Below are 23288 nucleotides of genomic sequence, written 5' to 3' on the forward strand. Positions count from 1 at the left end.
CGCGTGTAGTCTCGCCCCTATGAATGATGCAACCAAGCAGTACACCATTGCCGTGATCCCCGGAGACGGCATCGGCAAAGAAGTCACACCATGGGCCAAGCAGGCTCTCGAGAAAGCCGCAGGTGACGCGGCGTCGTTCCAGTATGTGGACTTTGACCTTGGCGCCGAACGCTACCTGCGTGACGGACAGATCCTGCCTGACGAGGATCTGGAAGCGATCAAGCAGACTGACGCAATCCTGTTGGGTGCCGTGGGTGACCCGCGTATCAAGGCCGGCATTCTTGAGCGCGGCCTGCTGCTCAAGCTGCGTTTTGCGCTCGACCAGTACGTGAACCTGCGTCCCTCGAAGCTCTATAAAGGCGTGACGAGCCCACTGGCCGAGCCCGGCGAGATTGATTTCGTCGTCGTGCGAGAAGGCACGGAAGGCCTGTATTGCGGCGCGGGCGGCGCTGTGCGTCGTGACACGCCGGCCGAGGTGGCTACGGAAGTGTCGATCAACACGGCCTACGGTGCCGAGCGCGTGGTGCGTTACGCGTTCGAGCTGGCCATGAAGCGGCGCAAGCACGTCACGCTCGTGCACAAGAAGAACGTGCTTGTCAACGCGGGTGACATGTGGCAGCGCATTGTGGACCGCGTGGCGCAGGAGTACCCGGAAGTGACGCACGATTACTGCCATATTGATGCGGCGACGATTTACATGGTCTCCGATCCGCAGCGTTTCGACGTGATCTTGACCGACAACCTGTTCGGTGACATTCTGACCGATGAGGCGGGCGCTGTGGTCGGTGGCGTGGGCTACTCGGCCTCGGGTTGCATCAACGCGTCGAATGAGTTCCCGTCGATGTTCGAGCCGATTCACGGCTCGGCACCCGATATTGCCGGACAGAACATCGCCAATCCGACGGCTGCAATCCTGTCGGCCGCGATGCTGCTGCGTCACTTGGGATTCGACGAGCAAGCCGAACGCATCGACCGCGCTGTAGAAGCCGACATTGAGGAGCTCGGGTCCACCCAGCGCTCCACTGATGAAGTCGGCCGCGATATTTTGGCGCGTATGTAAGCGATGGCTTTTACGAAGTTGGGGGGGGCGTGAGCACGCCATATGGTGAGCACCATATGGTGGGCTCGAGCCCCCTTCTTCGTGCCTCGCCTGTACAGTGGGGCACGAATGGAACAGGTCTTGCCGATGGCGGGGCCGTGATGAAACGAGGTATACCATGTGTGGTTGCTGCGATTGCGCCGATACGTTTGATCCGAACTACCTGCACTGCTCGAACGGCATGCAGGCTTATGCCGCTGGCACCGCCGGTCCGTACATCGCCACGACGCATGTGCCGGGCGAGTATGGTCCGACGTATGTGGCCTGAGGCTTTGCCGAGCAGCTTTGCCGAGAGGCTTGGCTGAGAGGCTTTGTCGAGAGGCTTCGCCGACCCGTGTGATTGTGGTTGGGGCTGCTGGATTGGCGTTGTGAAGCCAATGCAAATGTTCTCATAAATCATGCGGGAATATATCTGGAATATCGGTCGTTGTGTATGCTGATACACGCGACCGATTTCTTGTATGCATGAATATGCACATGAGTTCTTGGGGAATGGCAAGGATTCCAAGGTCGGTAGGCTGCCCCCCTATGAGGTTGCGGCAACGCTTCCCTCAACATTGCACACGAGAGAAAGTGACATACCAAGTGACCAACGTGAATAACGAATTCAATCCGCAAGATCCCAATGCGCAGCAGGCCGCGCCGGAATACGGCGCCCCGAACTACGCCGCTGCTCCGCAGGCGCCAAGCTATGGCGAGTCGGATGCGACGTCAATCGCGCAACCCGATGCGATGCCATCGCTTTCCGCACCTTCGTACGGTGCAAACAGCGAAGCGCCGGCGTATGGTGAGCCTGCGGCTCCGACCTATACGGAAACCGTATTTGAGGAAACCACGATGTATACGCAGCCTTCGGTAAGCGAACCGGCAGCTGCACCGGCTTATACTGAACCGGCCGCTGCTACGGCTGCCACTGCTGCCTATGGTGCGCCGGCGTATAACCAGTCTGCGGCGCAGGGCTATGCCGCGCCGGAATACGGACAGTCCGGCTATGCTCAGCAGACGGCGTACACGCAACCCGCATACACGCAGCAGAGCTATGCGCAGCCGCAGCAGCCTACGCAGCCGCAGGCCGGTTACGCCCAGACCGGCTATGCGCAACCGGGGTATGCACAGCCCAACTACGCACAGGCTGGTCAGTACTCGGCTACGGGCGAGGTGCTGCCTGCAGGTTATACGCCAAAGAGCAAGATTGCCGCAGGCCTGTTGAGCATCTTCCTCGGATGCTTCGGCGTGGGCAACTTCTATCTGGGCTTCACGGGCAAAGCCGTCGCCCAGCTGCTGCTGACACTGCTCGGCTGGATTGTGCTCGGCCTTGGTCCCATCGCCGCCAGCATCTGGGGTCTGATCGAAGGCATCATGATCCTGTGCTCCCACCCGGGCCAGCCCGCGCACCGCGATGCCAAGGGTGTGGAATTGACTGATTGATCATCGTCGCGTGGCGACTTGACGGTCAAGCGGGCAGTCGGAAGGATTGCCTGTGGCATGTGGCCGCTGACGTATGCGACTGATTACTGAACGTGTGGCGCGTTTGACCCCAACGGGTCAGACGCGCCACTTTTTGTTGTGGAGTGGCGTGGGTTGGCGGGGAGTTGACGTGGACGCCTCGATTGGATGTAGCGCTTTTGTACCACCGTGGTACGAACGCACTACGGATTGGTGGGGAAATTCGGAAAATGTGTCGCGTTTGTACCATGGCGGTACGTTCGCGATACACCCGCGGCAGATCCCGCATCTTTCCGTACCGGGCTGGTCAGGGGAGATGCGTTTTGGGGGCGGATTGTGCGTTTCTTCTGACCGGTCTGGTCAGGGGAGATGCGTTTTGGGGGCGGATTGTGCGTTTCTCCGTACCAACCTGGTCAGGAAAGGTGCACTTTGGGGACGGATTCTGCATTTCTCCTGACCAGCCTGGTCAGGGGAGATGCGGTTTTGGGGTGAAAGTTTGGACGAGTGGGAAGAGGAGGGTTGGTAGCTGGATGCGGAGTTCGTGAGAGTGACACTTTGACGCCTAGGGATCAAAGTTGAGGGTGGTGATGAGTTGGAAGGGAAGAAAGGGAAGGACGCGGCAGGAGAGGGGGGATGCGGTAGCTGGATGGGGATGCCATGGAGGTTGGACGGAAATAAAAAGTGAAAAGGGAAAGAGGTCGGTGGAGAGGGAGGAGGAAAGGAAGAGACAAGTCAGAGAAGGAGGGAAGAAGCGAGTTGGCAAAGAGGGAGGAAAGGAAGAGCGCGGAAAAGAGGAAGGGAAATTGGTAGTTGGGTGGGGAATTCGTGAGGTGACACTTTGACGCCTGGGGGTCAGAGGTTGAGAGGGGCGGAATGGAAGAAAAGGGACGGGGCGGAATGGAAGAAAAGGGACGGGGCGGCGGGAGTGGAGAGAAGGGAAAGGGCGGCGGAAGTGACGAGAAGGGAAAGAAGGAAACTGAAGGAGAAGAGAGAGAAGGAGGTCGGAGAAGAGGAGAGAAAAGGGAGTGATGAGAAGAGAAAAGGAAGAGGAGGGGGAAGGGATGAAAGAAAAGCGGGAAGGGATAAGAGAGGAAGAAGGAAAAGAGGAAGAAGAAAAGTGGGACGCGAAAGGGAAAGAGGGGAGAAGGGGAGAGAAGGGAGTCGGTAGAATGGGGACATGGGTGTGGATCGTAGTGCGGAATGCAAGATGGTGGGCGGCAAGATGGTGCGCGTGCATGTCGTCGATCAGGGTGACGCGTGTGATGTGCGTATTGACGGGGATTATTTCTTAAGTCGGGAACCTCAGGGGAGCGGCGACGATCCGATTGTGCTGATTCAGCGTGCGTTGGAGCGCGTGCGTACGGAACTCGGGGCGGACGGCACGGGGGATGGCAGTGCAAGCGAGGGGAACGCGGGGGACTGTGACGAGCTGCGGGCGTGTGTGCGGCAGGCGGTGCAGCAGATTCTTGATGATGCCTCGTTACCGCAGCTGATTGGCGTGGATGCACAGACGATTGTGCAGGCGTTCGTGACGGCATGCGGCTGGGAGCGGGGCGTGCATGGGGTGACGCGCGAGAAGATCGGTAAACGCGCGGAACACCAGGGTGATGCGGCGGAAGAGGTGACGGGCAGTGTGGCCGGGGTCAGCGGGGTATCTGGCGGAACTCGTGTGTCGGGTGCGGAAACAGCTGTAGCGGGGGACAAGACGGGCGGATTGGACGATGCGGCAGGTGAGCCGCAGTGTTCGGCGGCCGTGACGGCGAGAGGGACAGGTGAGTCGGGTGATGCGGCGGAAGGGGTAGGCGACGCGACAGGGATGCCGGGGGACGAGGCGGAAGAGCTGGATGAAGTGACGGTTGGACGGTATTGGCGGGAGCTGGGGGAGCAGGGGATTGAGATTATTGTTGATGGCGCGCGCGGGGCTGCTGAACAGATGCTCGAGGAAGAGCGACAGGTGGAGCTTGTGGCACGAGATGGTCGTCCTCGATTGCGGTTCTGGCGGTGGGGGGAACGCGCCGTGGTGATCGGGCGGTTCCAGTCGGTACGCAACGAAGTGAACGAACAAGCCGCGCAACAGCTCGGATTTGCCGTGGTGCGGCGAGGTACAGGTGGCGGCGCCATGCTCGTGGAACCTGACGCAACAATCACCTACTCACTGGTCACGCCGCTCGAATGGAGCGAGGGGCTGACCCCTGAGCAAACGTTCCGTGTGTGTGATGCGTTCGCGGTGGCTGCGCTGAACAGCATCGGTATGCGGGCGATGTTCACGGGACTGAACGACATCGCGTCGCCGCGCGGCAAAATCGGAGGGGCGGCCGAACGCAAGTATCCGGCGCGGCAACAAACGCAAGAAAATCGGGCGGTGGAAGAGACTCTGGAAGCGCCGGGAGAACGGGGAATGGGCGTGGGGCGCAATGCGGTGCAAGATTTACGCACCGGCCTGCAGTTAGCTGCGGATGGGGGATTTGTGCAGCGGCAACCGGGTCGGCATGGCGTGCTGTTGCATCACACGACGTTGGCTTACGATTTTGACGGCGAGCTGATGAGCCAGGTGTTGCACACGGCGCAAGCCAAGTTGGTCGATAAAGCCGTACAGTCGGCCAAACGGCGTGTCGATCCGATTGTGACGCAAACTACGCTCAGTCGAGAGGACGTGCAGGATGCGCTCGTGCAATGCGCGAGGGATATGGCGCGGGGCGACGTGGGCGTGGAATGAACATGGGCATGGAATGAACATGAAATGAGTGTGAAGTGAGTGTGAGGCGCGTGTGCGGCGTGTGTGAATGAGTGCGGCTCGGGCGTGGATCGGGCGTGGATCGGGTGCGGTTCAGGTGCGGCTTGAGCGTGGCTTGAGCATGAGGGGTGGCGTGTCTTGCGGAAGGTTCGGGCAGGGGGCGGGAATTAGCGACGCGCTCGCAGACGTGCGTGAAGGAAGGTTAGGCGGCGCGCTCGCGGGGCGCTCACGAAGAAAGACGAGGGGGTCGGGCTCGGCGGGACGGCCTCTATGATGGAGTGCATGGAAGCATCCGATGATCTGGAAACCCTGCTGCACACGGCGTTGTTCCGTTGCGTTACTCCTGAACAGGCAAGCAACCTGCTGCCTCACATGCATCGTCTTATGGTGAACAAAGGTGATGTGATCTTCAGCGAGGGGGACACTGATCATCGCATGTATTTGATTGAGGCGGGTCGCGTCAAACTCATGCGCACATCGAATGACGACCGCATCCAGCTGCTGAGCATCCAGACCAGAGGCGAGTTGCTCGGCGAAATTCCCGTGTTCGATCCGGAAGGTGGCCCGCGCACGGCTACGGCTGTGGCCATGGTCAACGGCACGACGGTGCTGTGGGTGGAACATGACGATCTGTTCCGTTGGCTTGAAGACAATCCCAGCGTCGCCGTGGACATGCTGCAGGTGTTGGCCAACCGTATGCGCGCCAACAATGAGCGCATCGCCGACCTTGTGTTCTCGGATGTGCCGGGACGTCTGGCCAAAACGTTGTTGGATCTGGCAGCGCGCTTCGGGCGGCCCGTGGAGGCCGGGCTGGAAGTGCCGCATGATTTGACACAGGAAGAGATGGCGCAGCTTGTGGGGTCGTCGCGCGAAACCGTGAACAAGGCGTTGACCGATTTCACGAACCGTGGTTGGATCGCGCGCGAGGGGCGCACAATCATCATTTATCAGCCGGGCGCGCTGATTCGTAGGTCGAAGCGTTGAGTTGCGCGGTGCGATGCTGAGCTACGGATCAGCGGGCTGAAACTACCGTGAGTCGCAGCTGACCCGTGGGCTGGAACGTTGGGTCGCAGGTAAGTTGGTTCGCAGATTGAAACTCGGCCGACCCGCAGACTGCACCTAACGCACCCAATGCACCTCACGCACCCCACGCGCACCTAAGCCTTGCACGGCGAATTGCAAAGGTTTGTGTGTAATGTTTCACAAACCCTTTTCTTCGTAAGGGCCGACATTTAGAATGAACCTCATGCCCAAGAAGAAAACCATGACGTTCCAGCGCGCGCTCGCGCTGGTTCTTGCATTCGTGACGTTATGCGTGGCCGGAGGTGTGGTCACGAGCATGTTGTTCATGCCCGCGGTGGTGGCGGCGAACAACGTGGTTAAGGCAGTCACGCCGTCCATGGAAGTCGAAAACATCGATTTCGATGTGACGACGCTGCCGCAGAAATCCACCATGTATGCCAACGATGGCAAAACGGTCATCGCTGAGTTTTATGCGCAGAACCGTGAGGTTGTGCCGCTCAAGCAGATTTCCACGCCGATGCAGCAGGCTGTGGTGGCCCGTGAGGACCGTCGTTTCTTCGAGCATTCGGGCGTGGACGTGCAGGGCGTGATGCGCGCGTTCGTGCAAACCTATATCAGTCAGGGCGATCAACAGGGCGGTTCGTCGCTGACGCAGCAGTATGTGAAGAACGTGTTGGCCACGAAGGCCCGTGAAAACAATGATCCGATTGGCGAATATCACGCCACGGAAGACACGATCGCGCGTAAGATGCGCGAAATGCTGATCTCGATGCAGATGGAGAAGAAGTATACGAAGCAGGAAATCCTGCAGGGCTACCTGAACATCGCGCAGTTCGGTTCGAACAGCCTCTACGGCGTGCAGGCCGCAGCAGAACGCTACTTCAACACCACGGCCGACAAGCTCAATGTGGTGCAGGCCGCGACCATCGCGATGGTTACGAAGAACCCTTCGAAGTATGATCCTTCAATCCCTGAGAACCAGCCTGAAGCGGAAAAGCAGCGCAACCTGGTGCTGCAGCAGATGAAAGCCCAGGGCTTCATCACGCAGCAGCAGTATGACGAAGCGGTTGCGCAGCCGCTCGTCGACACGCTTGACGTGCAGGATGTGTCTCGCGGTTGCATGGCTGCGGCGTATGATGCGGGCTTCTTCTGCGACTACGTGGTACATAAGATCGAGAACTCGCCCGAGTTCGGCAAGACGGCCCAGGAACGTGAAGAGCTGCTGCAGGAAGGCGGCTTGAAGATTGTGACCACGCTCGACGTGGACGCCAACTCGCTGATGATGCAGACGGCTCAGGAGACGATTCCGGCCAACGATCCGTCGGGCATGGAAATCGTGATGGCTTCCGTCAAGCCCGGCACGGGCGAAGTGCTCGGCTTTGGCCTCAACCGTACCTATGATGCCACCGACGCGGCGGCCACCGATCCCACGCGCGCTTCGATGAATTACGCCGTCGACCAGATCGATGGCGGCGGCCGCGGCTTCCCGATCGGTTCGAGCTGGAAGCCGATCAACCTGATCGCTTGGATGCAGCAGGGCCGTTCGCTCAACGAATCGTTGATCAACCCCACCGATTACCAAACGAGCTTGTTCAGCTGCAACGGCTACCAGGGCGGCACTGACGTCTGGCACGTCACGAACGCGTTGACGAACGGCACGGTGAGCCCCGAAAGCCCGTTCCTCGGCCTTGTGCACTCGCACAACACGACGATGGCTTCGATGGGTGCAAAGATCGGTCTGTGCGCTGTGGCTGACGCGGCCAAGGCCGTGGGCTACCACAACGCGATCATTGGCCAGGAAGACGTGTATTCCGACGTTTCCATGCACCCGGCTCTGCTGATTGGCGGTTCCGCCTCGGTTTCGCCGTTGACTATGGCTTCCGTCTACGCCACGTACGCGGCGAACGGCGTGCAGTGCTCGCCAATCGCGCTCAAGGAAGTTGAGAAGGCCGACGGCGACAAGCTGCAGGTGCCGAGCGCCAACTGCCATCAGGCTGTGGACAAGGACATCATCCAGACGCTCGCGTACACGATGAACCAGGGCGTCGTGCGTCCCGACGGCGCCGGCCAGTTCGGCAAGCTCGCCAACAACCGCAAGTCGTTCCTGAAGACCGGTACGAACGAGGACACTTACTTGACGACGGGCGGTTTCACGCCGCACGAGATCGCCACGTTCGTGCTCGTCGGCGACGTGCAGGACCCGCTCAACCATCGTGTGGCCAACATCGCGATCAACGGCCAGTATCGCAGCTACTGGGATGGTGGCACGATCGCCGCGCCTGCTTACGCGAGTTTCACGAACAAGTATTTGGACAAGAAGGGCATCCAGGTCGACGACAGTTACGGCCAGCCCGTCGACAAATACATGAGGACCGTTGCGGCCTCACGTACCGGCAACTCGTCTACTAACTCGAGCACGCTGAACAACACCGGTACCAACAACCAGCCCCAGCAGCAGTCCCAGCAGTCCCAGCCGTAACGCACGGCTTGTGACGCAAGGCTTGTGACACGCGGCTTTTGGCACACAGCCCGCGTTGATTGCCGCACTGCTGATGCGCAGGTGAACTCAAGCGATGCCGTCCTGACTTTCGAGTCGGGGCGGCATCGTGCGTTTTGTGGCGCGCTGTGGGGAAGGCTGAGCGCGATTCCCCCCGTTATCTTGCGTGTTGGGCCGTATTCCCAGCGAATCTTCGGTTAGGCTGGACACACTGGAGATGATTGTGTTGCGGCCCGCACAAGGCCGCGGTTTGGAGGAATCATGGCAAAACACGCCCGTCCGGAACCGCTGCTCACCGAAGAGCAGTCGGCTGAACAGCTCGTCAATCCCGGCTCGCCCGAGTACAAGGCCGCCAAGAAATCACGCAAGTCATCGAAAAATACTCATGATGATTTCCGTATGCCGCGACTGTGCGAACCCTTGCATCTTCGCAGCTTGACCGTGCGTAACCGTATCTGGTTGCCTCCGATGGATACCTACTCGGTATTCGCCCATGATGGCCGACCGACCGATTTTCATTATGAGCACTATGTCAGCCGCGCATCAGGCGGCTTCGGCATGGTCATTGTGGAGGCGACAGCCGTCACGCCGGAAGGCAGGATTTCCCCCTGCGATGTGGGACTGTGGCAAGACGACATGATCGACACGTGGAATTGGATTGCGCGCGGCATCAAGGCGCAGGGCGCTGCGGCGGCGATCCAGCTCAACCATGCGGGACGCAAAGGGTCGATGGGATGCTTCTCGCTGGGTTATGAACGCACGAGCGTGCCGCTTGAAGAAGGCGGTTGGCAAACGGTGGCGCCGAGCGCGATCGCCTATGGCGACCAGCGCACACCGCGTGAACTCACCGTGGATGAAATCCACGAGATCCAACACCGCTTCCGTGACGCCGCATGGCGTGTGATGACAGCCGGATTTGATGCGATTGAACTGCATGCGGCGCACGGGTATCTGCTCTCGGAGTTCCTTGATCCGTTGACGAACCTGCGTGAGGATGAATATGGTGGCAGCCTACGCAACCGCATGCGCATGCTGCTCGAAACCGTGGACGAAGTGCGCGGTGTAATCCGTGACGACATGCCGTTGCTCGTGCGCGTATCAGCCACTGATTGGGCTGAAGGCGGTTGGGACTTGGAACAGACGATCGAGCTCGCGCGTGAACTCAAGGACCATGGCGTCGACTTGATCGATGTGTCGACCGGGGGTCTCGTACCTCACGTGACCGTTCCAGTCAAACCGCTCTACCAGGTGCGGTTCGCCGATGAAGTGCGTCGCGGCGCAAACATCCCGACCACGGCCGTGGGGCTAATCACGAAACCCAAGGAAGCGGCAAAAATCGTCAAAGGGTATGAGGCCGATGCCGTGGAAATCGGCCGCGCCGCATTGCGCGACCCGTATTGGCCATTGCGCGCCTATGCCAAACTCGGTGTACCCGTTGACAAGACGCCATATCCGCCAGCGTATGTGCGCGGCGCGTATCGTGTGGAGTAGCGAGCATATTTGCGTATCACCATGAGTAACAGTGTGCAACAGTGCACAACAGTGCGCATGGGCATGACCGCATAATCAAGGCCTCTGGAAACGTCAATCGTTACGTTTCCAGAGGCCTTGATTATCAGCTGCTGAGGGGATGCGCCGCGTTTCAGGCGTCGATGCCAACGGCCTGGCTGACATGGTCGAAGCCGTCTTGCTTGAGCAACTTGGCCAGGCCACGCTTGAGCACGGTGATCGTTTGCGGACCGCGATACATGAGCGACGTGATAAACATGACGAGACTCGAACCTGCACGAATCTTCGCATAGGCCTGTTGTGGCGTGAACACGCCCCCCACGCCGGCAATCGCGAAGCGCTCGCCATAGTCGCGATACACCTGCTTGATCAGTTCGTTGCTTGGCGCATAGCATGGCGAACCCGACAATCCGCCAAGCCACGTGCTTGGAATCTGCATGCCCGTGCGGTCTTTTTGCAGATTGGCGATGGTCAAGCCTTGCACATTGTGCTCGGCCAGCACATCAATCAGCTCCTTGAGCTCCGGCCATGGCTTGTTCAATGGCATCTTGACGAGTGTGGGCTGCGGGCGGTCCACCTTGTCAAGCGCCGTAAACAGGCGGTCAAGCGCCTCTGGGGAGGATGTGAACGGTTCGCCGGCCATCGTGTTCGGGCATGACACATTGATCTCGACCATGGCCGAACGGCCTGCCGCACGTTCCAATGAGATGCAATAATCCTCAATGCCTTCATTCAGGTCGCCCACGAGATTGTCGTTCGTGCGCGCGATTGAGATTGACGTCTGCATGCTTTCGGTATTGCGCCAAGCATGTTCGGCGCGTTCGATGACCACGTCGGAACCTTCGTTGGCCAAGCCCACATGCACGATCATCGAATCGTATTCAGGCAACCGGTGGAACCATGGGCGTGCGTTGCCCGCGCATGGGCGCGAAGTCGTGGAACCAATCGTTTCAAACCCGAAGCCTGCGTGGTCGAGCACCACAGGCATATCGCAGTTCTTGTCGAGTCCTGCCGAAAGGCCAAACGGATTGGCGAAGTTGACACCCATCACATTGGTTTCCAACACGGGATCGGTGTAATCGAGCATCGTGCGCAGCAGCCACATCAACGGTGGCATCTTCGAAGTGACCTGGCAGAAACGGATCATCTGGTCATGCGCCACGTCAGGCGTGTGGTTGAACACGAAGTTGGGTTTGATGACATGCTTGTAGGCGAACGTGAACAAATCCGTCGTCGCCTTGTTCACGGCGTCGTGCAGCGAATTCTCGGAAACATAACTCATACTTGACCATTGTGCCATGCTTTGGCGTCATGTGAAGGTAACGGCTGTGTGGGTTGTGGGAAAATTCGTTGCAGAATTCGGCCTGAGGCGCGGCTAAAGTTGGGCCATGAACGTGTATGATGGCGCACGGCGGCAATGGGGATAGGCCGCTGGAAACATGATGCGCTATGGACTGGCAAAACGTTGCAGGAAGCGAGGTGAGAGGCATGCGTGGTGGCAAAGTATGCGTGGTGATGCCTACATATGACGAACGTGACAACCTCGAACCGACGCTCAGTGATTTGTTCGCGCGCAATGTCGGCGTCGATGTGCTGATTGTGGACGACGGTTCGCCGGACGGCACGGGCACGGCAGCCGACGTAATCGCGCGCGTAATTGGTTCGCGTGCCGGCGTACCAGACGCCCGTCCTACGGGCGACGACGAATCCGAACCGTTGTGGGCGTCGTCGGACGCATCGGTCAGCACAGCCGACTTGGCCATGGCGCATCGCATCAACAAGTGTACGAACGGTTCGCATCTCTATGTGTTACATCGCGAGAGCAAGCAAGGTTTGGGACCGGCGTATATCGCGGGATTCACTTGGGCTCTTGAGCATGGCTACGACGTGATTTGCGAAATGGACATGGACGGCTCGCACCGTCCTGAAGACTTGAGCCGTTTGTTGCGTGTGCTTGAAGAACGCGATGATGTGGATGTGGTGTTGGGTTCACGTCGTGTGCCTGGTGGCAGTACGGAGGATTGGCCGTGGTATCGCGATGGCATCTCCAAAGCTGGCTCGTTCTACTCGCGGTTCATGCTCGGTTTGGATGTGCGTGACATGACGAGCGGATTCAGGGCGTATCGCGCCGCGGTGTTGCGTCGCGTTGATTTGAACGCCATCGAAGCCAACGGCTATGTGTTCCAGATTGATATGACGCGCCGCGTTGTGGATGCCGGCGCGCTCGTGCAGGAAGTGCCGATCACGTTTCCTGAGCGCACGCGCGGCAAATCGAAAATGGACAGCACAATCGTGCGCGAAGCCATGGGACGTGTGACAGTTTGGGGTATCCGCCGCATGCTCGGCAAACCATTGTCGTGACGCATATGGCTGCGTGATGCATGGCCGTGTGATGCACGTCAGCATGCTCGTAGCACCGCCACATAGTTGGTGTTTTTCTCGTTTTTCCAATACATGAGCGGCTCCAACAGCAAACTGTCGGAGCCGCTCATGGCATGCATACATAAGGACGGTTCAGGCCGTAGCCTGAGCTTAATGGGAGGCGATCAGTCGTTGGCGATTGTTTCGAGATTGGCCATGGCTTGTTCGATGCGCTCAGCCGTCAGGTCGGGCACAGCGTTGTAGAACGCCGATTCTGGGCGTGTGGCATGGGCTGCGACGACGGCAGCGTTGTCCGGCGTGTATTCGAGGCCCATTTGTTCCATCGTGTGTGGCAGGCCTACGGCATCATAGAACGGCAGCAGACGCTTGACCTCATCGACTTTGCCTTCAACGAGCAGCTGTATGAGCACGCCGTACGCCACTTTCTCGCCATGCATCGAAGCGGCCGAACCTGGCAGCTGCGTCAAACCGTTGTGGATTGCGTGCGCACCCGACTGGCGGGCTGCAGCACCACCGAAACCGCCGACAATGCCGGCCAAGCCAAGGTTCGTGTCGATCAGCATCTTCACGTTGGCGCTCTTCGTGTTGCCCGCGCGCATGTCGGCCAATGCGGGTTCGCTGACCTCAATCAGCGTGTCACGCAGCAGCGCCGAGCCCGTGGCTGACAGACGGTCGAACGCCGTCAGGCCTTCCTTGGCTTTCTTGATCTCGAACACGGGATCGGCTTCATAGAACTTCGCGATCGTGTCGCCAATGCCGCCGACCATGCTCTCAGCAGGAGCTTCGGCAATCAGCGCGGGGTCGACGAGCAGCAGCATGCTGTTCGACTTGTGCATTGGGGAACCCAGATAACGGTGCTGGGCGTCATAGTTGACCGAGCAGGCCGAATAGGCCGCGCAAGACGAGCACAACGTCGCCACGATCACGAGTGGCAGGTTCATCATTTCGGCCACGTTCTTGGCCGTGTCGCTGAGCTTGCCGGCGCCGATGGCCACAATGACATCGGGGTTGTAGGCTTTGGCCTGCTCCACGAGTTCCTTGGCGTTTTCGACCGACGCTGATCCGTCATAGCGCAGGGCCGGAGCAAAGAAATCGTCGGTCTCGTTGTACTTCAAGAACGCGTCCGCTGACTTGACGCCCGTCAAAATCAGTGGGCGCTCGTAGTCGCTCAAATAGTCGGGCACGTGTTTGGCGGCGCCGGCTTCGCTGACATAGCGGTCCGGGCCTGAACGGACGTCGGATTCTTTCACATTGCTGGTCATGTCCACCTCTTTGGTTTGGTGTGTGTAGTTGGCGATGGGCGTGCGTTGGTCCCGGCGGACTGCTTATGGCAACGTTGGGGGAGTATGGTGGCAATGCCACGTCATGCCCATCCGTGTGGCGCCGACTTTAATCGCGGGCGGCCATGCCGTGGCCAACTGATTCGCATATTGAAACAATCGCGTCCAAACTCCGCAATGCGCTCAATTCTTGCAGTATCGCTCATCCCTGCGCCACACTGGGCAGTATCATCACACGCTCGCGCGTTTTCGCACATTTTCTGTCTATTTTGGTTTGGTATTTGGTATGAAATGTGCGAAAATGTTCACATGATTTCATCACAACGTCAACATTTGATAGTGAGCCGGCTGCGTACGCGAGGCGCTGTGCGCATTACGGCGTTGTCCAAAGAGCTTGGTGTCTCGGCGATGACGATTCGCCGTGACATCGCCGAACTGGCCGACAAAGGCTTGCTCAAACGCGTGCATGGCGGCGCCGTGTCCACGAGCACATTGCTGAGTGAACCGCTGTTCTCGGTCAAATCGCAAATGGACATCGGTCTCAAAGACGCGATTGCCCAGGAAGCCGTCAACTACGTGCAACCCGGTGATGTGATCGCCATTGGCGGCGGCACCACAGCCTACGTATTCGCGCAGCATCTGCTCGAATCGCAGCAGGCCAGCGGCATCACAATTCTGACCAACTCGATTCCCGTAGCCGAACTCGTGCAGGCCCTCGAATCCAAAGATGTGGAGGTCATTGTCACAGGCGGCGTGATCACGCGGTCAAACTCGTTGGTCGGCCCGATCGCCGACAAGGTCATCGCGTCACTGCGTGTCAACACGGTGTTCCTCGGCACGCATTCAGTGTCGATTCCACGCGGGTTCCTGATGCCCAATTCATTGGAAGCGGCCACCGACATGGCCATGATGGACATTGCCGACCGCACGGTAATCCTAACCGACCACACCAAATGGAGCAGCACATCGTTGTCGCTGTTCGCCCGGTTCGACCAAGTCGACACCGTAATCACCGATGACGGGCTCGACCCCGATTCGGCGGCCAAAACGCGCGACCTTGTCAAAGAGCTCGTATTGGCCCAACAAATTGAAACCCCCGACGAAAGTGAGTGACGAGCCATGCAAGCAAGCGACACCGATGTCGCGTCATGCGGAAATAGCAATGCCGTCAACGAACGGCCAGCCTACGAACCCGCGGCATATGCACGCGAACATATCCGCATCACGCCGACGACGTTGGCGGACGGACGGCAGTTCTTCTATCTCGATGACGACGAACGCTACGTGCGCGGCGAACTGAGGCGGCAGCTGACCGACCCGCGCGAGCTGTCCGACCGGTTTGCCGATCAACTCGGGCCGGACGGTGCGCACGTACCGTACCCGGCTCCGCAAATGCGTCAGGACCCGCTGACCGGTGACTGGATCCCAATGGCCACGGCCCGCATGAACCGGCCGATCACGACGGGACCGGGCGCGACGGCCACTGGCAACCCGCTCGCCGCACGCAAGCTTGGCTCGGCGTACCAGGACGGTGAAGTGCCCGACACGGATTACAACGTTGTAATTTTTGAGAACAGATTCCCGTCGATGGTGCAAGTTCCCGGCGTGTCGAACGACACGCACTATGTTGACGGCTGCGCACTCTGGCCAGTCAAGCCGGCCGCAGGACGTTGCGAAGTCATCTGTTTCGACCCTGACGAGAACGGCCTGCCGCCCGACCTGCCCGTGCGTCGCCTGCGCACGGTCGTGGAAGGATGGGCGTTCCGCACGGCCGAACTTGCGCAACTGCCGGGCATCGAACAGATTTTTCCGTTTGAAAACCATGGTGTTGAAATCGGTGTGACACTCGCACACCCGCACGGCCAGATTTACGCGTATCCGTTCATCCCGCCGAAAATGCAGACGGAACTTCAGCACACGCAAGCCTACTGGGAACGCACGCGCGGCAACCTGCTGCGCGACATTCTTGACGCCGAACTGCAGGCTGCCGAACGCATCGTGATGCGCAACGCAAGTTGGGTGGCTTACGTGCCGGCCGCCGCGCGCTGGCCGCTCGAAGTGCATGTGGTTCCCGTGCGCGACGTGCTCACGCTCGACGAACTCAACGACCAGGAACGCTGGGATCTGGCCGAAATGTATTCGACGCTGCTCAAGCGCGGCAACCGGTTCTTCGACCACGGCGACGGGCAGGGCATGGACCTGCCGTACATCGCGGCCTGGCATCAGGCTCCCGTGCACGACGCGCGGCGCGAGCACTATCGGCTCAACCTGCAGTTCTTCTCGTTCCGCCGCGCGGCCAACAAAATCAAGTATTTGGCCGGTTCCGAATCCGGCATGGCCGCCTGGCTTTCCGACACGACCCCCGAACTGATCGCCGCCCGCTTCCACGAGCTCGGGCCCGTTGATATTGCGGGCTGAAGTTGACGGGCTGTGCTGCAGTTGGCGGGCGCTGCTGAAGTTGGCGGGCTGTGCTGACGTTGGATGACTGGAGTCGGCGGTCTTGCTGAAATTGACGGCCTGAAATTGGCGGACGAAAGTTGGCGGCCTGCAGTTGGCGGCCTGCGTTGAGTTACGCACATTTCGGCTGTGTATTTGTGGAGAAATGATTTCTGCATTATCCACATGTGCACAAATGACCACCCCATTATGCACAACGATGCTGGGGCTGGGAAGGAGCATTGATGACATCCGTACCATTCATTGAACCATTGGATGACGCTGCCGCCGCAAGGGCGGCACATAAGCTGTTTGTGCGCACCTACGGCCACGGGCCGGCGGTCGTGTGGGCGGCTCCCGGACGCGTGAACCTGATTGGCGAACACACGGACTACAACGGCGGGTTATGCTTGCCAATCGCATTGCCGCACCGCACGTATGTGGCGCTCGCAGCGCGCGATGACGACCTTGTGCGTGTGGTGTCGGACGTGGACGAATCTGCCGTGGCCAGTGCCGACTTGCAGGGGTTGCACGCGGGTGAGGTGGACGGCTGGAGCGCGTACCCGGTCGGCGTGGCCTGGGCGCTGCGCACCATGGGATTTGCCGATGTGCACGGATTCGACGCGGCGTTTGTCTCGTGCGTGCCGTTGGGATCGGGCCTGAGTTCGTCGGCTGCGATGACCTGCTCAACGGCGCTTGCGCTGGATGACGTGTACGGACTCGGGTTCGGTGACAGCGACGAGGGACGCATGACGTTGATCAACGCGGCCATCAGCGCCGAAAACGACATGGCAGGAGCGTCCACGGGAGGGCTCGACCAAAACGCTTCAATGCGCTGCAGTGCGGGGCATGCAATCCGACTTGACTGCAAGCCCGGATTGGATGCGCATGAATCAGTGAAGCCGGAACCGTTTGACTTGCAGGCCCATGGGCTTGAACTGCTCGTGCTCGACACGTGCGCGCCGCACCAGCTCAACGATGGGCAGTACGAGGCGCGCCGGCGCACCTGCGAACAAGCGTGCGCGCTGTTGGGTGTGGCGACGTTGCGTGAAATCGCCGATGAAGTGGCGGGGCTGCCGCGAGAGGGGGAAGCTGACGCGGGTAGTGTTGGTGCGGGTAGTGTTGGTGCGGGTAGAGCCGGTGCGAACGGCATGGGCGCGGGTGATGCCGGCGCTCATGATGGCGCCATGACACGTGAGCGGCGGCTCGAGAAAGTGTATGGCGCGCTGGAAGATGACCTGATGATGCGCCGTGTGCGCCATGTGATCAGCGAAATCGGCCGCGTGGACGAGTGTATCGCCGCGTTCCAGGAAGGTGACATGCGCCGCGTGGGACAGTTGTTCAACGCGTCGCATGATTCACTGCGCGACGACTATGAAGTGACCATACCCGAACTCGATGTGGCCGTGAACGTGGCGCGGCAATGCGGCGCGTATGGTGCGCGCATGACAGGCGGCGGATTCGGCGGATCGATCATTGCGCTCGTGGATGCAGGGCGCTCGCAAGCAGTGGCCCAGGCCATTGCCGACGAATTCGCGCGCCGAGGATTCCATGAGCCACGCGCGCTGGCTGCATGGGCTGGCGCTGCTGCCGAACAAGTGGCTTGACGTCCTCCCGCCCGTGAACGGGCGGGATTCCAGCTTCTAGGTTGGGGTTTTGCGTGTTCGTGCGGATGCGCTCTTGCCGCGATTTGCGGGTCGGGTGTCTTGTTCCGTTATGACACGCTGGGCGTCGTCCACGCCCAACAAATGTTCGTATCCTCGTTGGAGGATGTTGATTGCGGCGTTCACGTCCGCGTTCATGCTCATGCCGCATTGTTCGCATTGGAAGTCCGCTTGGCTCTTGCGGTTTTCCTTCGCGCAATAGTGGCATTCGCTGCATGTTTGGGACGTGTACGCGGGATTAATGAGCACGAGCCTGTTGGTCATGCTCAACTGGGTCTTGTATTCGAGTTTCTGGCTGATGCCGCCCAAGGATGCGGCTCTCATGCTGCGGTTCAAGCCGCGTTTCGCGGCCTGCCCGTTGGGTAGGTAACGCTTGGGATTGTTCGGGTCTTCCTTCTTCTTTGCCTTCTTGGTCATGTCGGACAGCTGCAAGTTCTCCATGCTGATGATGTCGTAGTCACGCACCAGCCGGGTTGTGGTTTTCTGCTGCCAGTCGTTGATGATGTTGTGCGCCTTGCGGTGCAGGATACCGATTTCCTTCTGGACGCGCTTGTACGTCTTGGATGGGTTCTTGCGGTATTCCTTCATGGTCTTGCCGCTCATGTTGACGCGACGCGCCTGCGACTTCTGTAGGCTTCGGATACGCTTGTCAATCTTTTTCAGCCTCTTGTGCGGCAAGTCTTGGAAAGTGCCGTCACTCAACGCGAGCGTGTGCTTCACGCCGCGGTCGATGCCGACCATGGCGCCCGTAACCCTGCGCTCGACCGGCAACGGTTCGTTGATGAACACGAGCGTGCGGTCATCCCAATGCACGCCGACACTCGTGTAGGCGCGTATCCTCTGGCTGACGCGCACTCGGATGTGCAGCTCCCAACGGCACGGCTGCCCGTCCAGCTTGTACTTGCCGGGGTTCTGTCCTGTTATCACGACTTCGCCGTGATGCTTGTTCAACTGGCGGTAGCGTGCGTTCGCACCGTTGTTGTACCAGCAGACGAACATCCTTTTGCCGTGCTTCTCTTTGAAACGCGGCATACTGCCCGGATTCTGCCCCTTTTTCTTCAACGTCTTGCGCCGTTTGTTCGCCGCCCACCAGTCTGTGTTCTCGATACGGTTAGGCGACTGCAACACCATGGCGGGAACAGCGGCAAGCCATGAGCATTCCTCACGGACCTGCCTGTCCGTGCGCATGTCCGTATCGCGTCCCACCGGCACCAGACCTTCCTTTTCCCTGTCCCATTTCTGCCTGCGGGAACGCAACTGGTTGTACCGGCAACGCCAAGCGTCACACAACCAGTCCATCACCACATCGGGGTTCTCGGAATAGAAGGGGGCGTATCCGCCGTCGTCAATCTTGCACATGCCAAGATACGGGGCCGCACCCCGCAACCGCACGCGCTCAATGACGACTTTTTGAGACATGACTACAGTATATCACTATGCGTATAATGAGAGTAGGTAAAGCAAAGAATAATGGCGCTTCCTCCCCGCCGTGAACAGCGGGGCTTCCGCGGCTAATTTTGGTGACATGAAGCAGCCTCGCAGGGAGCGGTCCACACGACGTGCCAGAAGCCCGATGTCGCAACACTGTGGGTGAATCAAGATATGAGCGCTACGATCATCGAATCCGATTTGGCATTGATTGAACAGCGAATTGGCGAGCTGGTCCGTTCGCATATGGACGTGCAACTGAACTCCTATGCGAACGACACCAACCCAACAGCCTGCGCCAATGTCATCGCGTCATCACTGGAACCGATGCTCAACGCCGTCGCCAGGCAAGCCGTAATTTCCAGCGAGGGCGGCAAACGCCTGCGCGCACTGCTGCTGCTCGAAACCTACCGTGTCATGGAACCGACACAGCCCACCCCCGCAAGCGACCAAACGCCTACCAACCAAGCACGCATCAAGCAATCCGTCCTTGATCTGGCCTGCGCCATCGAACTATTCCAAACCGCCGCGCTCGTACACGACGACATCATTGACGACGCCGACTTGCGCCGCGGCAAACCTGCAGCACACCGCGCATTGGCCAATGCGGGCGGCACACTGTCCACAGGCATCGGCCTGGGCATCATGCTCGGCGACCTGCTGGCCACCGCATGTTCGGTCGTAGCCAGCGAAGCATCGCATGCGCTACCCGACCCCAATGCTATTGAACGCGCGTTCATGCGCATGCAACAGGAAGTGGAAATCGGCCAGGTGCTCGACTTGGCGATTGAACGCATGAGCCTCGATGACGCCCAGGCGCTCGCCGACGCCTCATTGAACGTGTTCCGCTGGAAAACGGCCAGTTATACCACGATTACGCCGCTGCTGCTGGCCATGTTGGCCGCAGGCATGCCCGAAGATGAAGCGTTGCGCCATGCAATCGATATCGGCTTGCCGCTTGGTATCGCTTTCCAAATCGCTGATGACCTGATCGATGTCACGGGCTCCACGAGCAACACGGGCAAACCCATTGGCGGCGACATTCGCGAAGGCAAACGCACCGTGTTGCTGGCCGATGCGCTCGACCTGGCAGGCACTCCCGAACGCGAACAATTGACCCAATACTTTGAAGCCGCGCAGCGCGATGCTGATGACGTCAACGACATCATTGGCATGTTCCATGCCACAGGAGCCATCACCGCCAGCGAGCGCCGCATCAACGAACTGTGGGCCCAATGCCAGCAGGCCATCACCGCGTTGGCTTTGGATACGCCCGTGCAGCGCCGCCTTATGGACATGTGCGCACGGTTCATCCCGCAGCATTTGCGCTGAGCGCATCAGCAGCGTACCGGCAGTAGGGACTTGTCGACCGGTCGCCCACCACCGGCCGCTTGACTGCCCTAGGCGTAAGCGCCCATGTACAATGAGCACGAGACTACCCACCCTTGCCATGGAAGGGACTTCCACTCGATCATGACCGAATCGCCGAACGTTCAGGAAGGCACCGTCATCGACGGTCGGTACCGTATCATCACCAAAATCGCCGAAGGCGGCATGGCCAGCGTGTTCAAGGCCACAGACGAGCGTCTTGGACGTACCGTGGCCATCAAGGTCATGCATATGCAGCTGGCCAAAGGTCCAAAACGCGCGCAGTTCGTGGAACGTTTCCGCCGTGAGGCCACGAGCGCCGCGGCCATTGCGAACGCGCATATTGTGCAGGTGTATGATTCGGGCGAGTTCAACGATTTGGACTTCCTGGTCATGGAGTATGTGCAGGGCGTGAATTTGCGTCAAGACATGCAACTGCATGGCACCTATTCGGTACGCGACACCTTGCGTATTGTGGGTGAGACGTTGGATGGTTTGGCCGCCGCACACCGGGCCGGCGTGGTCCACCGCGATATCAAGCCTGAGAACATCATGCTCAACCAGCGCGGCCGTGTGCAGATCACCGATTTTGGTCTGGCCAAAGCCGTCTCCCAGGCCACGCTGTCGACGACCGGCATGCTGCTTGGTACGGCCGCCTACTTGGCGCCCGAAATGATTGCTGAAAACCAGGCCACTGCGCAGGGTGACTGCTATTCGGTGGGCATCATGGCTTGGGAAATGTTGACCGGTGAAGTGCCGTTCAAATCCGACAATCCCGTCACGCTCGTGTTCAAGCATGTCAACAACGATGTGCCGCCCGTCGCTTCCGTGTGTGCGGGTATCGCGCCTGAAGTGTCGCAGTTCATCTCGTATTTGACAGCGCGCAAGGTCGAGGACCGTCCCGTGGACGCGGCGGCCGCGCTGCAGCGGTTGCGTGCGTTGATGGGCGAATTGACGTCCCAGCAACTCTCTTACCGTTACGATCCCACGCGCGCCCACACGATGCCGCTCGTGGGTCTCGACGGTTTGGCTTCGGGCCGTTTTGTGCATGCTGACGTGCTTCAGCACTCCACTTCCGAGGCCTCGGATGGTACGGCGGCCATGTCCGCGACATCGCACGCAACTGCGGCCGCGCCCGATCCGTCACCTGCCGAGCCTGAGGACCCGACAAAGGCGATGCCTATTGCCGCAGCGCCTGACGCCGTGGCCGCTGAACAACCCCTTCCCGCTACCACGGCTATGCCCCAACAGCATGGTGGCGAAGAGCCAACGGTGTCATTGCCAATGCCGCCACACGGAAATACCAATACCGCAAACAACGAACCCAAGCCGCGCAAACGCAAGGGTGGCCTGATTGCGCTCATCATTGTGCTCGTCGTGCTGCTCGTGTGCGGATCGGCGGGTGGCGTGGCCTACTATGTGTGGCTCGGACCCGGCAGTTACCGCACGTTGCCACAGCCGGAAGGGCTCAAATGCCCTACGGACGGCCCTTGCACGATTACAGGCGTGAGCTGGAAGGATTACCAGCAACAGCTGAAAGCGGTCGGCATTGCATGGACAGCCAGTGAAGAATTCAGCGACACGGTCGCCCAAGGCGACATCATCGCCACCGTGCCGGCCGACGTGGATGGCCATATAGCCAAGAAAGACGGCAAAGTCAAAGTCGTCGTGTCCAAAGGCGTGCGACAGGCCACTGTTCCCGCCGACATCATGGACGCGAACAGTGAGGCCGGCAAGCACCCGGTCGACGCACTCAAACAAGCGGGATTCACGAATGTGCAGGAGGACGAAGCCCAGTATTCGATGGACGTGCCTGAAGGAGCTGTCATCAGCATCGACCCCAAGCCTGATGAAACGGTGCCGCACAGCACGCCGGTGACCATCACACTGTCCAAAGGCCGCATGCCTGTGACGATGCCGAGCGTGGTGGGCAAACCGATCGACCAGGCGCGTGAAGCGCTGGCCGCCGTCAAACTCAATGTGACCGTCAACGAGGAGTTTTCCGACACGGTGGAAGCCGGCCAGGTCATGACACAATCAGTGGCGGCGGACACGCAGTTGCATTGGGGTGACAACGTGTCGATCAGCGTGTCCAAAGGCCCGCAAATGGTGACGATTCCCAATGTGGTGGGTGACAACAAGGATGACGCCACGAAGAAGCTCGAAGAACTCGGGTTGCAAGTCAAGATCACAGCGCCGTTGGGCGACTTGCTGCACACGGTGCGGTTCCAAAATCCTGGCGCCGGTGAACAAGTAAGGCTGCACGACGAAAACGGCAATCCGACCGTTGTCACACTGACCGTGATCTGATTGCTCGGCAGACGCCAAACAGATTGCCGCCCGACTTCCCTATCCGTGTAGAGCGGACAGAAGCCGGGCGGCAATGTCGTTATGGCAGTTGGCAATCCTCAAACTGCTGGAC

At 59.6% G+C, this 23288-nt stretch carries 18 protein-coding genes; 15 read left to right on the forward strand and 3 right to left on the reverse strand.

The window, feature by feature from the left end; genetic code table 11:
* Positions 1 to 19 precede the first annotated feature (19 nt).
* The 9 genes from BGLCM_RS03605 (at position 20) to BGLCM_RS03635 (ending at position 10290) form a co-directional block, all read left to right on the forward strand.
* Positions 20 to 1060, forward strand: coding sequence for a 3-isopropylmalate dehydrogenase (locus BGLCM_RS03605; RefSeq protein WP_006294425.1), 1041 nt, complete (start codon positions 20 to 22; stop codon positions 1058 to 1060).
* Between the two features lie 157 nt (positions 1061 to 1217).
* Positions 1218 to 1367, forward strand: a complete 150-nt coding sequence (locus BGLCM_RS08555; protein WP_006294424.1) for a hypothetical protein — start codon at positions 1218 to 1220, stop codon at positions 1365 to 1367.
* Between the two features lie 317 nt (positions 1368 to 1684).
* Positions 1685 to 2527, forward strand: coding sequence for a TM2 domain-containing protein (locus BGLCM_RS03610; protein ID WP_420796145.1), 843 nt, complete (start codon positions 1685 to 1687; stop codon positions 2525 to 2527).
* Positions 2528 to 3132: 605 nt separating this feature from the next.
* On the forward strand, positions 3133 to 3387 hold the full coding sequence (locus BGLCM_RS03615; protein WP_044084777.1) for a hypothetical protein: 255 nt from the start codon (positions 3133 to 3135) through the stop codon (positions 3385 to 3387).
* Positions 3384 to 3713 (forward strand): hypothetical protein, encoded by a 330-nt coding sequence (locus BGLCM_RS08430; protein ID WP_044091215.1) that lies wholly within the window; start codon positions 3384 to 3386, stop codon positions 3711 to 3713. Before BGLCM_RS03615 ends, BGLCM_RS08430 begins: the two co-directional genes overlap by 4 nt.
* A gap of 9 nt (positions 3714 to 3722) precedes the next feature.
* Positions 3723 to 5261 (forward strand): lipoate--protein ligase family protein, encoded by a 1539-nt coding sequence (locus BGLCM_RS08630; protein WP_006294420.1) that lies wholly within the window; start codon positions 3723 to 3725, stop codon positions 5259 to 5261.
* A gap of 291 nt (positions 5262 to 5552) precedes the next feature.
* Positions 5553 to 6263 carry a Crp/Fnr family transcriptional regulator gene (locus BGLCM_RS03625; protein WP_420796149.1) on the forward strand — a complete coding sequence of 237 codons (711 nt, stop codon included), beginning with the start codon at positions 5553 to 5555 and terminating at the stop codon, positions 6261 to 6263.
* Between the two features lie 262 nt (positions 6264 to 6525).
* Complete coding sequence (locus BGLCM_RS03630; RefSeq protein ID WP_044084779.1) at positions 6526 to 8781, forward strand: transglycosylase domain-containing protein; 2256 nt, start codon at positions 6526 to 6528, stop codon at positions 8779 to 8781.
* 417 nt (positions 8782 to 9198) lie between these two features.
* Positions 9199 to 10290 (forward strand): NADH:flavin oxidoreductase/NADH oxidase, encoded by a 1092-nt coding sequence (locus BGLCM_RS03635; RefSeq protein ID WP_044084879.1) that lies wholly within the window; start codon positions 9199 to 9201, stop codon positions 10288 to 10290.
* Between the two features lie 151 nt (positions 10291 to 10441).
* Here the strand turns inward: BGLCM_RS03635 and BGLCM_RS03640 are convergent, their stop codons facing one another.
* Positions 10442 to 11590: a quinone-dependent dihydroorotate dehydrogenase gene (locus BGLCM_RS03640; protein WP_006294414.1), complete on the reverse strand. Its 1149-nt coding sequence runs from the start codon at positions 11588 to 11590 to the stop codon at positions 10442 to 10444.
* 167 nt (positions 11591 to 11757) lie between these two features.
* Here BGLCM_RS03640 and BGLCM_RS03645 point away from each other — a divergent pair, with 167 nt between their 5' ends.
* Entirely contained in the window at positions 11758 to 12669 is a 912-nt protein-coding gene (locus BGLCM_RS03645) for a polyprenol monophosphomannose synthase (protein WP_006294412.1), read from the forward strand.
* Between the two features lie 185 nt (positions 12670 to 12854).
* Here BGLCM_RS03645 and BGLCM_RS03650 read toward each other — a convergent pair whose 3' ends face one another.
* The gene (locus tag BGLCM_RS03650; RefSeq protein WP_006294411.1) at positions 12855 to 13952 is read right to left on the reverse strand and encodes an iron-containing alcohol dehydrogenase family protein; all 1098 of its coding nucleotides are present in this window, start codon (positions 13950 to 13952) and stop codon (positions 12855 to 12857) included.
* A 327-nt stretch (positions 13953 to 14279) separates the two neighbouring features.
* On the opposite strand from BGLCM_RS03650, the gene BGLCM_RS03655 reads away from it, so the two are divergent.
* From BGLCM_RS03655 to galK, 3 genes are all read left to right on the forward strand, one after another.
* Complete coding sequence (locus tag BGLCM_RS03655; protein WP_044084783.1) at positions 14280 to 15083, forward strand: DeoR/GlpR family DNA-binding transcription regulator; 804 nt, start codon at positions 14280 to 14282, stop codon at positions 15081 to 15083.
* 6 nt (positions 15084 to 15089) lie between these two features.
* A complete protein-coding gene (gene galT, locus BGLCM_RS03660; protein ID WP_006294409.1) occupies positions 15090 to 16388 on the forward strand; it encodes a galactose-1-phosphate uridylyltransferase in 1299 nt (432 codons plus the stop codon).
* 263 nt (positions 16389 to 16651) lie between these two features.
* On the forward strand, positions 16652 to 18013 hold the full coding sequence (gene galK / locus BGLCM_RS03665) for a galactokinase (protein WP_006294408.1): 1362 nt from the start codon (positions 16652 to 16654) through the stop codon (positions 18011 to 18013).
* 36 nt (positions 18014 to 18049) lie between these two features.
* Here galK and BGLCM_RS03670 read toward each other — a convergent pair whose 3' ends face one another.
* The gene (locus BGLCM_RS03670; protein WP_006294407.1) at positions 18050 to 19489 is read right to left on the reverse strand and encodes an RNA-guided endonuclease InsQ/TnpB family protein; all 1440 of its coding nucleotides are present in this window, start codon (positions 19487 to 19489) and stop codon (positions 18050 to 18052) included.
* A gap of 183 nt (positions 19490 to 19672) precedes the next feature.
* On the opposite strand from BGLCM_RS03670, the gene BGLCM_RS03675 reads away from it, so the two are divergent.
* Both BGLCM_RS03675 and BGLCM_RS03680 read left to right on the forward strand, forming a co-directional pair.
* Entirely contained in the window at positions 19673 to 20830 is a 1158-nt protein-coding gene (locus BGLCM_RS03675) for a polyprenyl synthetase family protein (RefSeq protein ID WP_006294406.1), read from the forward strand.
* Positions 20831 to 20971: 141 nt separating this feature from the next.
* Entirely contained in the window at positions 20972 to 23176 is a 2205-nt protein-coding gene (locus tag BGLCM_RS03680) for a Stk1 family PASTA domain-containing Ser/Thr kinase (protein WP_044084786.1), read from the forward strand.
* The last annotated feature ends 112 nt before the right edge of the window (positions 23177 to 23288 follow it).

This window comes from Bifidobacterium gallicum DSM 20093 = LMG 11596, from assembly GCF_000741205.1.
Lineage (GTDB): Bacteria > Actinomycetota > Actinomycetes > Actinomycetales > Bifidobacteriaceae > Bifidobacterium > Bifidobacterium gallicum.

Bases quoted from the DNA above. Each gene is read 5' to 3' on its own strand.
- BGLCM_RS03635 (WP_044084879.1), top strand. From the start codon at position 9,199: ATGCCGCGACTGTGCGAACCCTTGCATCTTCGCAGCTTGACCGTGCGT.
- BGLCM_RS03655 (WP_044084783.1), top strand. From the start codon at position 14,280: ATGATTTCATCACAACGTCAACATTTGATAGTGAGCCGGCTGCGTACG.
- BGLCM_RS03680 (WP_044084786.1), top strand. From the start codon at position 20,972: ATGACCGAATCGCCGAACGTTCAGGAAGGCACCGTCATCGACGGTCGG.
- BGLCM_RS03670 (WP_006294407.1), bottom strand. From the start codon at position 19,489: ATGTCTCAAAAAGTCGTCATTGAGCGCGTGCGGTTGCGGGGTGCGGCC.
- BGLCM_RS08555 (WP_006294424.1), top strand. From the start codon at position 1,218: ATGTGTGGTTGCTGCGATTGCGCCGATACGTTTGATCCGAACTACCTG.
- BGLCM_RS03625 (WP_420796149.1), top strand. From the start codon at position 5,553: ATGGAGTGCATGGAAGCATCCGATGATCTGGAAACCCTGCTGCACACG.
- BGLCM_RS03645 (WP_006294412.1), top strand. From the start codon at position 11,758: ATGGACTGGCAAAACGTTGCAGGAAGCGAGGTGAGAGGCATGCGTGGT.
- BGLCM_RS08630 (WP_006294420.1), top strand. From the start codon at position 3,723: ATGGGTGTGGATCGTAGTGCGGAATGCAAGATGGTGGGCGGCAAGATG.
- BGLCM_RS03605 (WP_006294425.1), top strand. From the start codon at position 20: ATGAATGATGCAACCAAGCAGTACACCATTGCCGTGATCCCCGGAGAC.
- BGLCM_RS03640 (WP_006294414.1), bottom strand. From the start codon at position 11,590: ATGAGTTATGTTTCCGAGAATTCGCTGCACGACGCCGTGAACAAGGCG.
- galT (WP_006294409.1), top strand. From the start codon at position 15,090: ATGCAAGCAAGCGACACCGATGTCGCGTCATGCGGAAATAGCAATGCC.
- BGLCM_RS03630 (WP_044084779.1), top strand. From the start codon at position 6,526: ATGCCCAAGAAGAAAACCATGACGTTCCAGCGCGCGCTCGCGCTGGTT.
- BGLCM_RS03675 (WP_006294406.1), top strand. From the start codon at position 19,673: ATGAGCGCTACGATCATCGAATCCGATTTGGCATTGATTGAACAGCGA.
- BGLCM_RS03650 (WP_006294411.1), bottom strand. From the start codon at position 13,952: ATGACCAGCAATGTGAAAGAATCCGACGTCCGTTCAGGCCCGGACCGC.
- BGLCM_RS03615 (WP_044084777.1), top strand. From the start codon at position 3,133: ATGAGTTGGAAGGGAAGAAAGGGAAGGACGCGGCAGGAGAGGGGGGAT.
- galK (WP_006294408.1), top strand. From the start codon at position 16,652: ATGACATCCGTACCATTCATTGAACCATTGGATGACGCTGCCGCCGCA.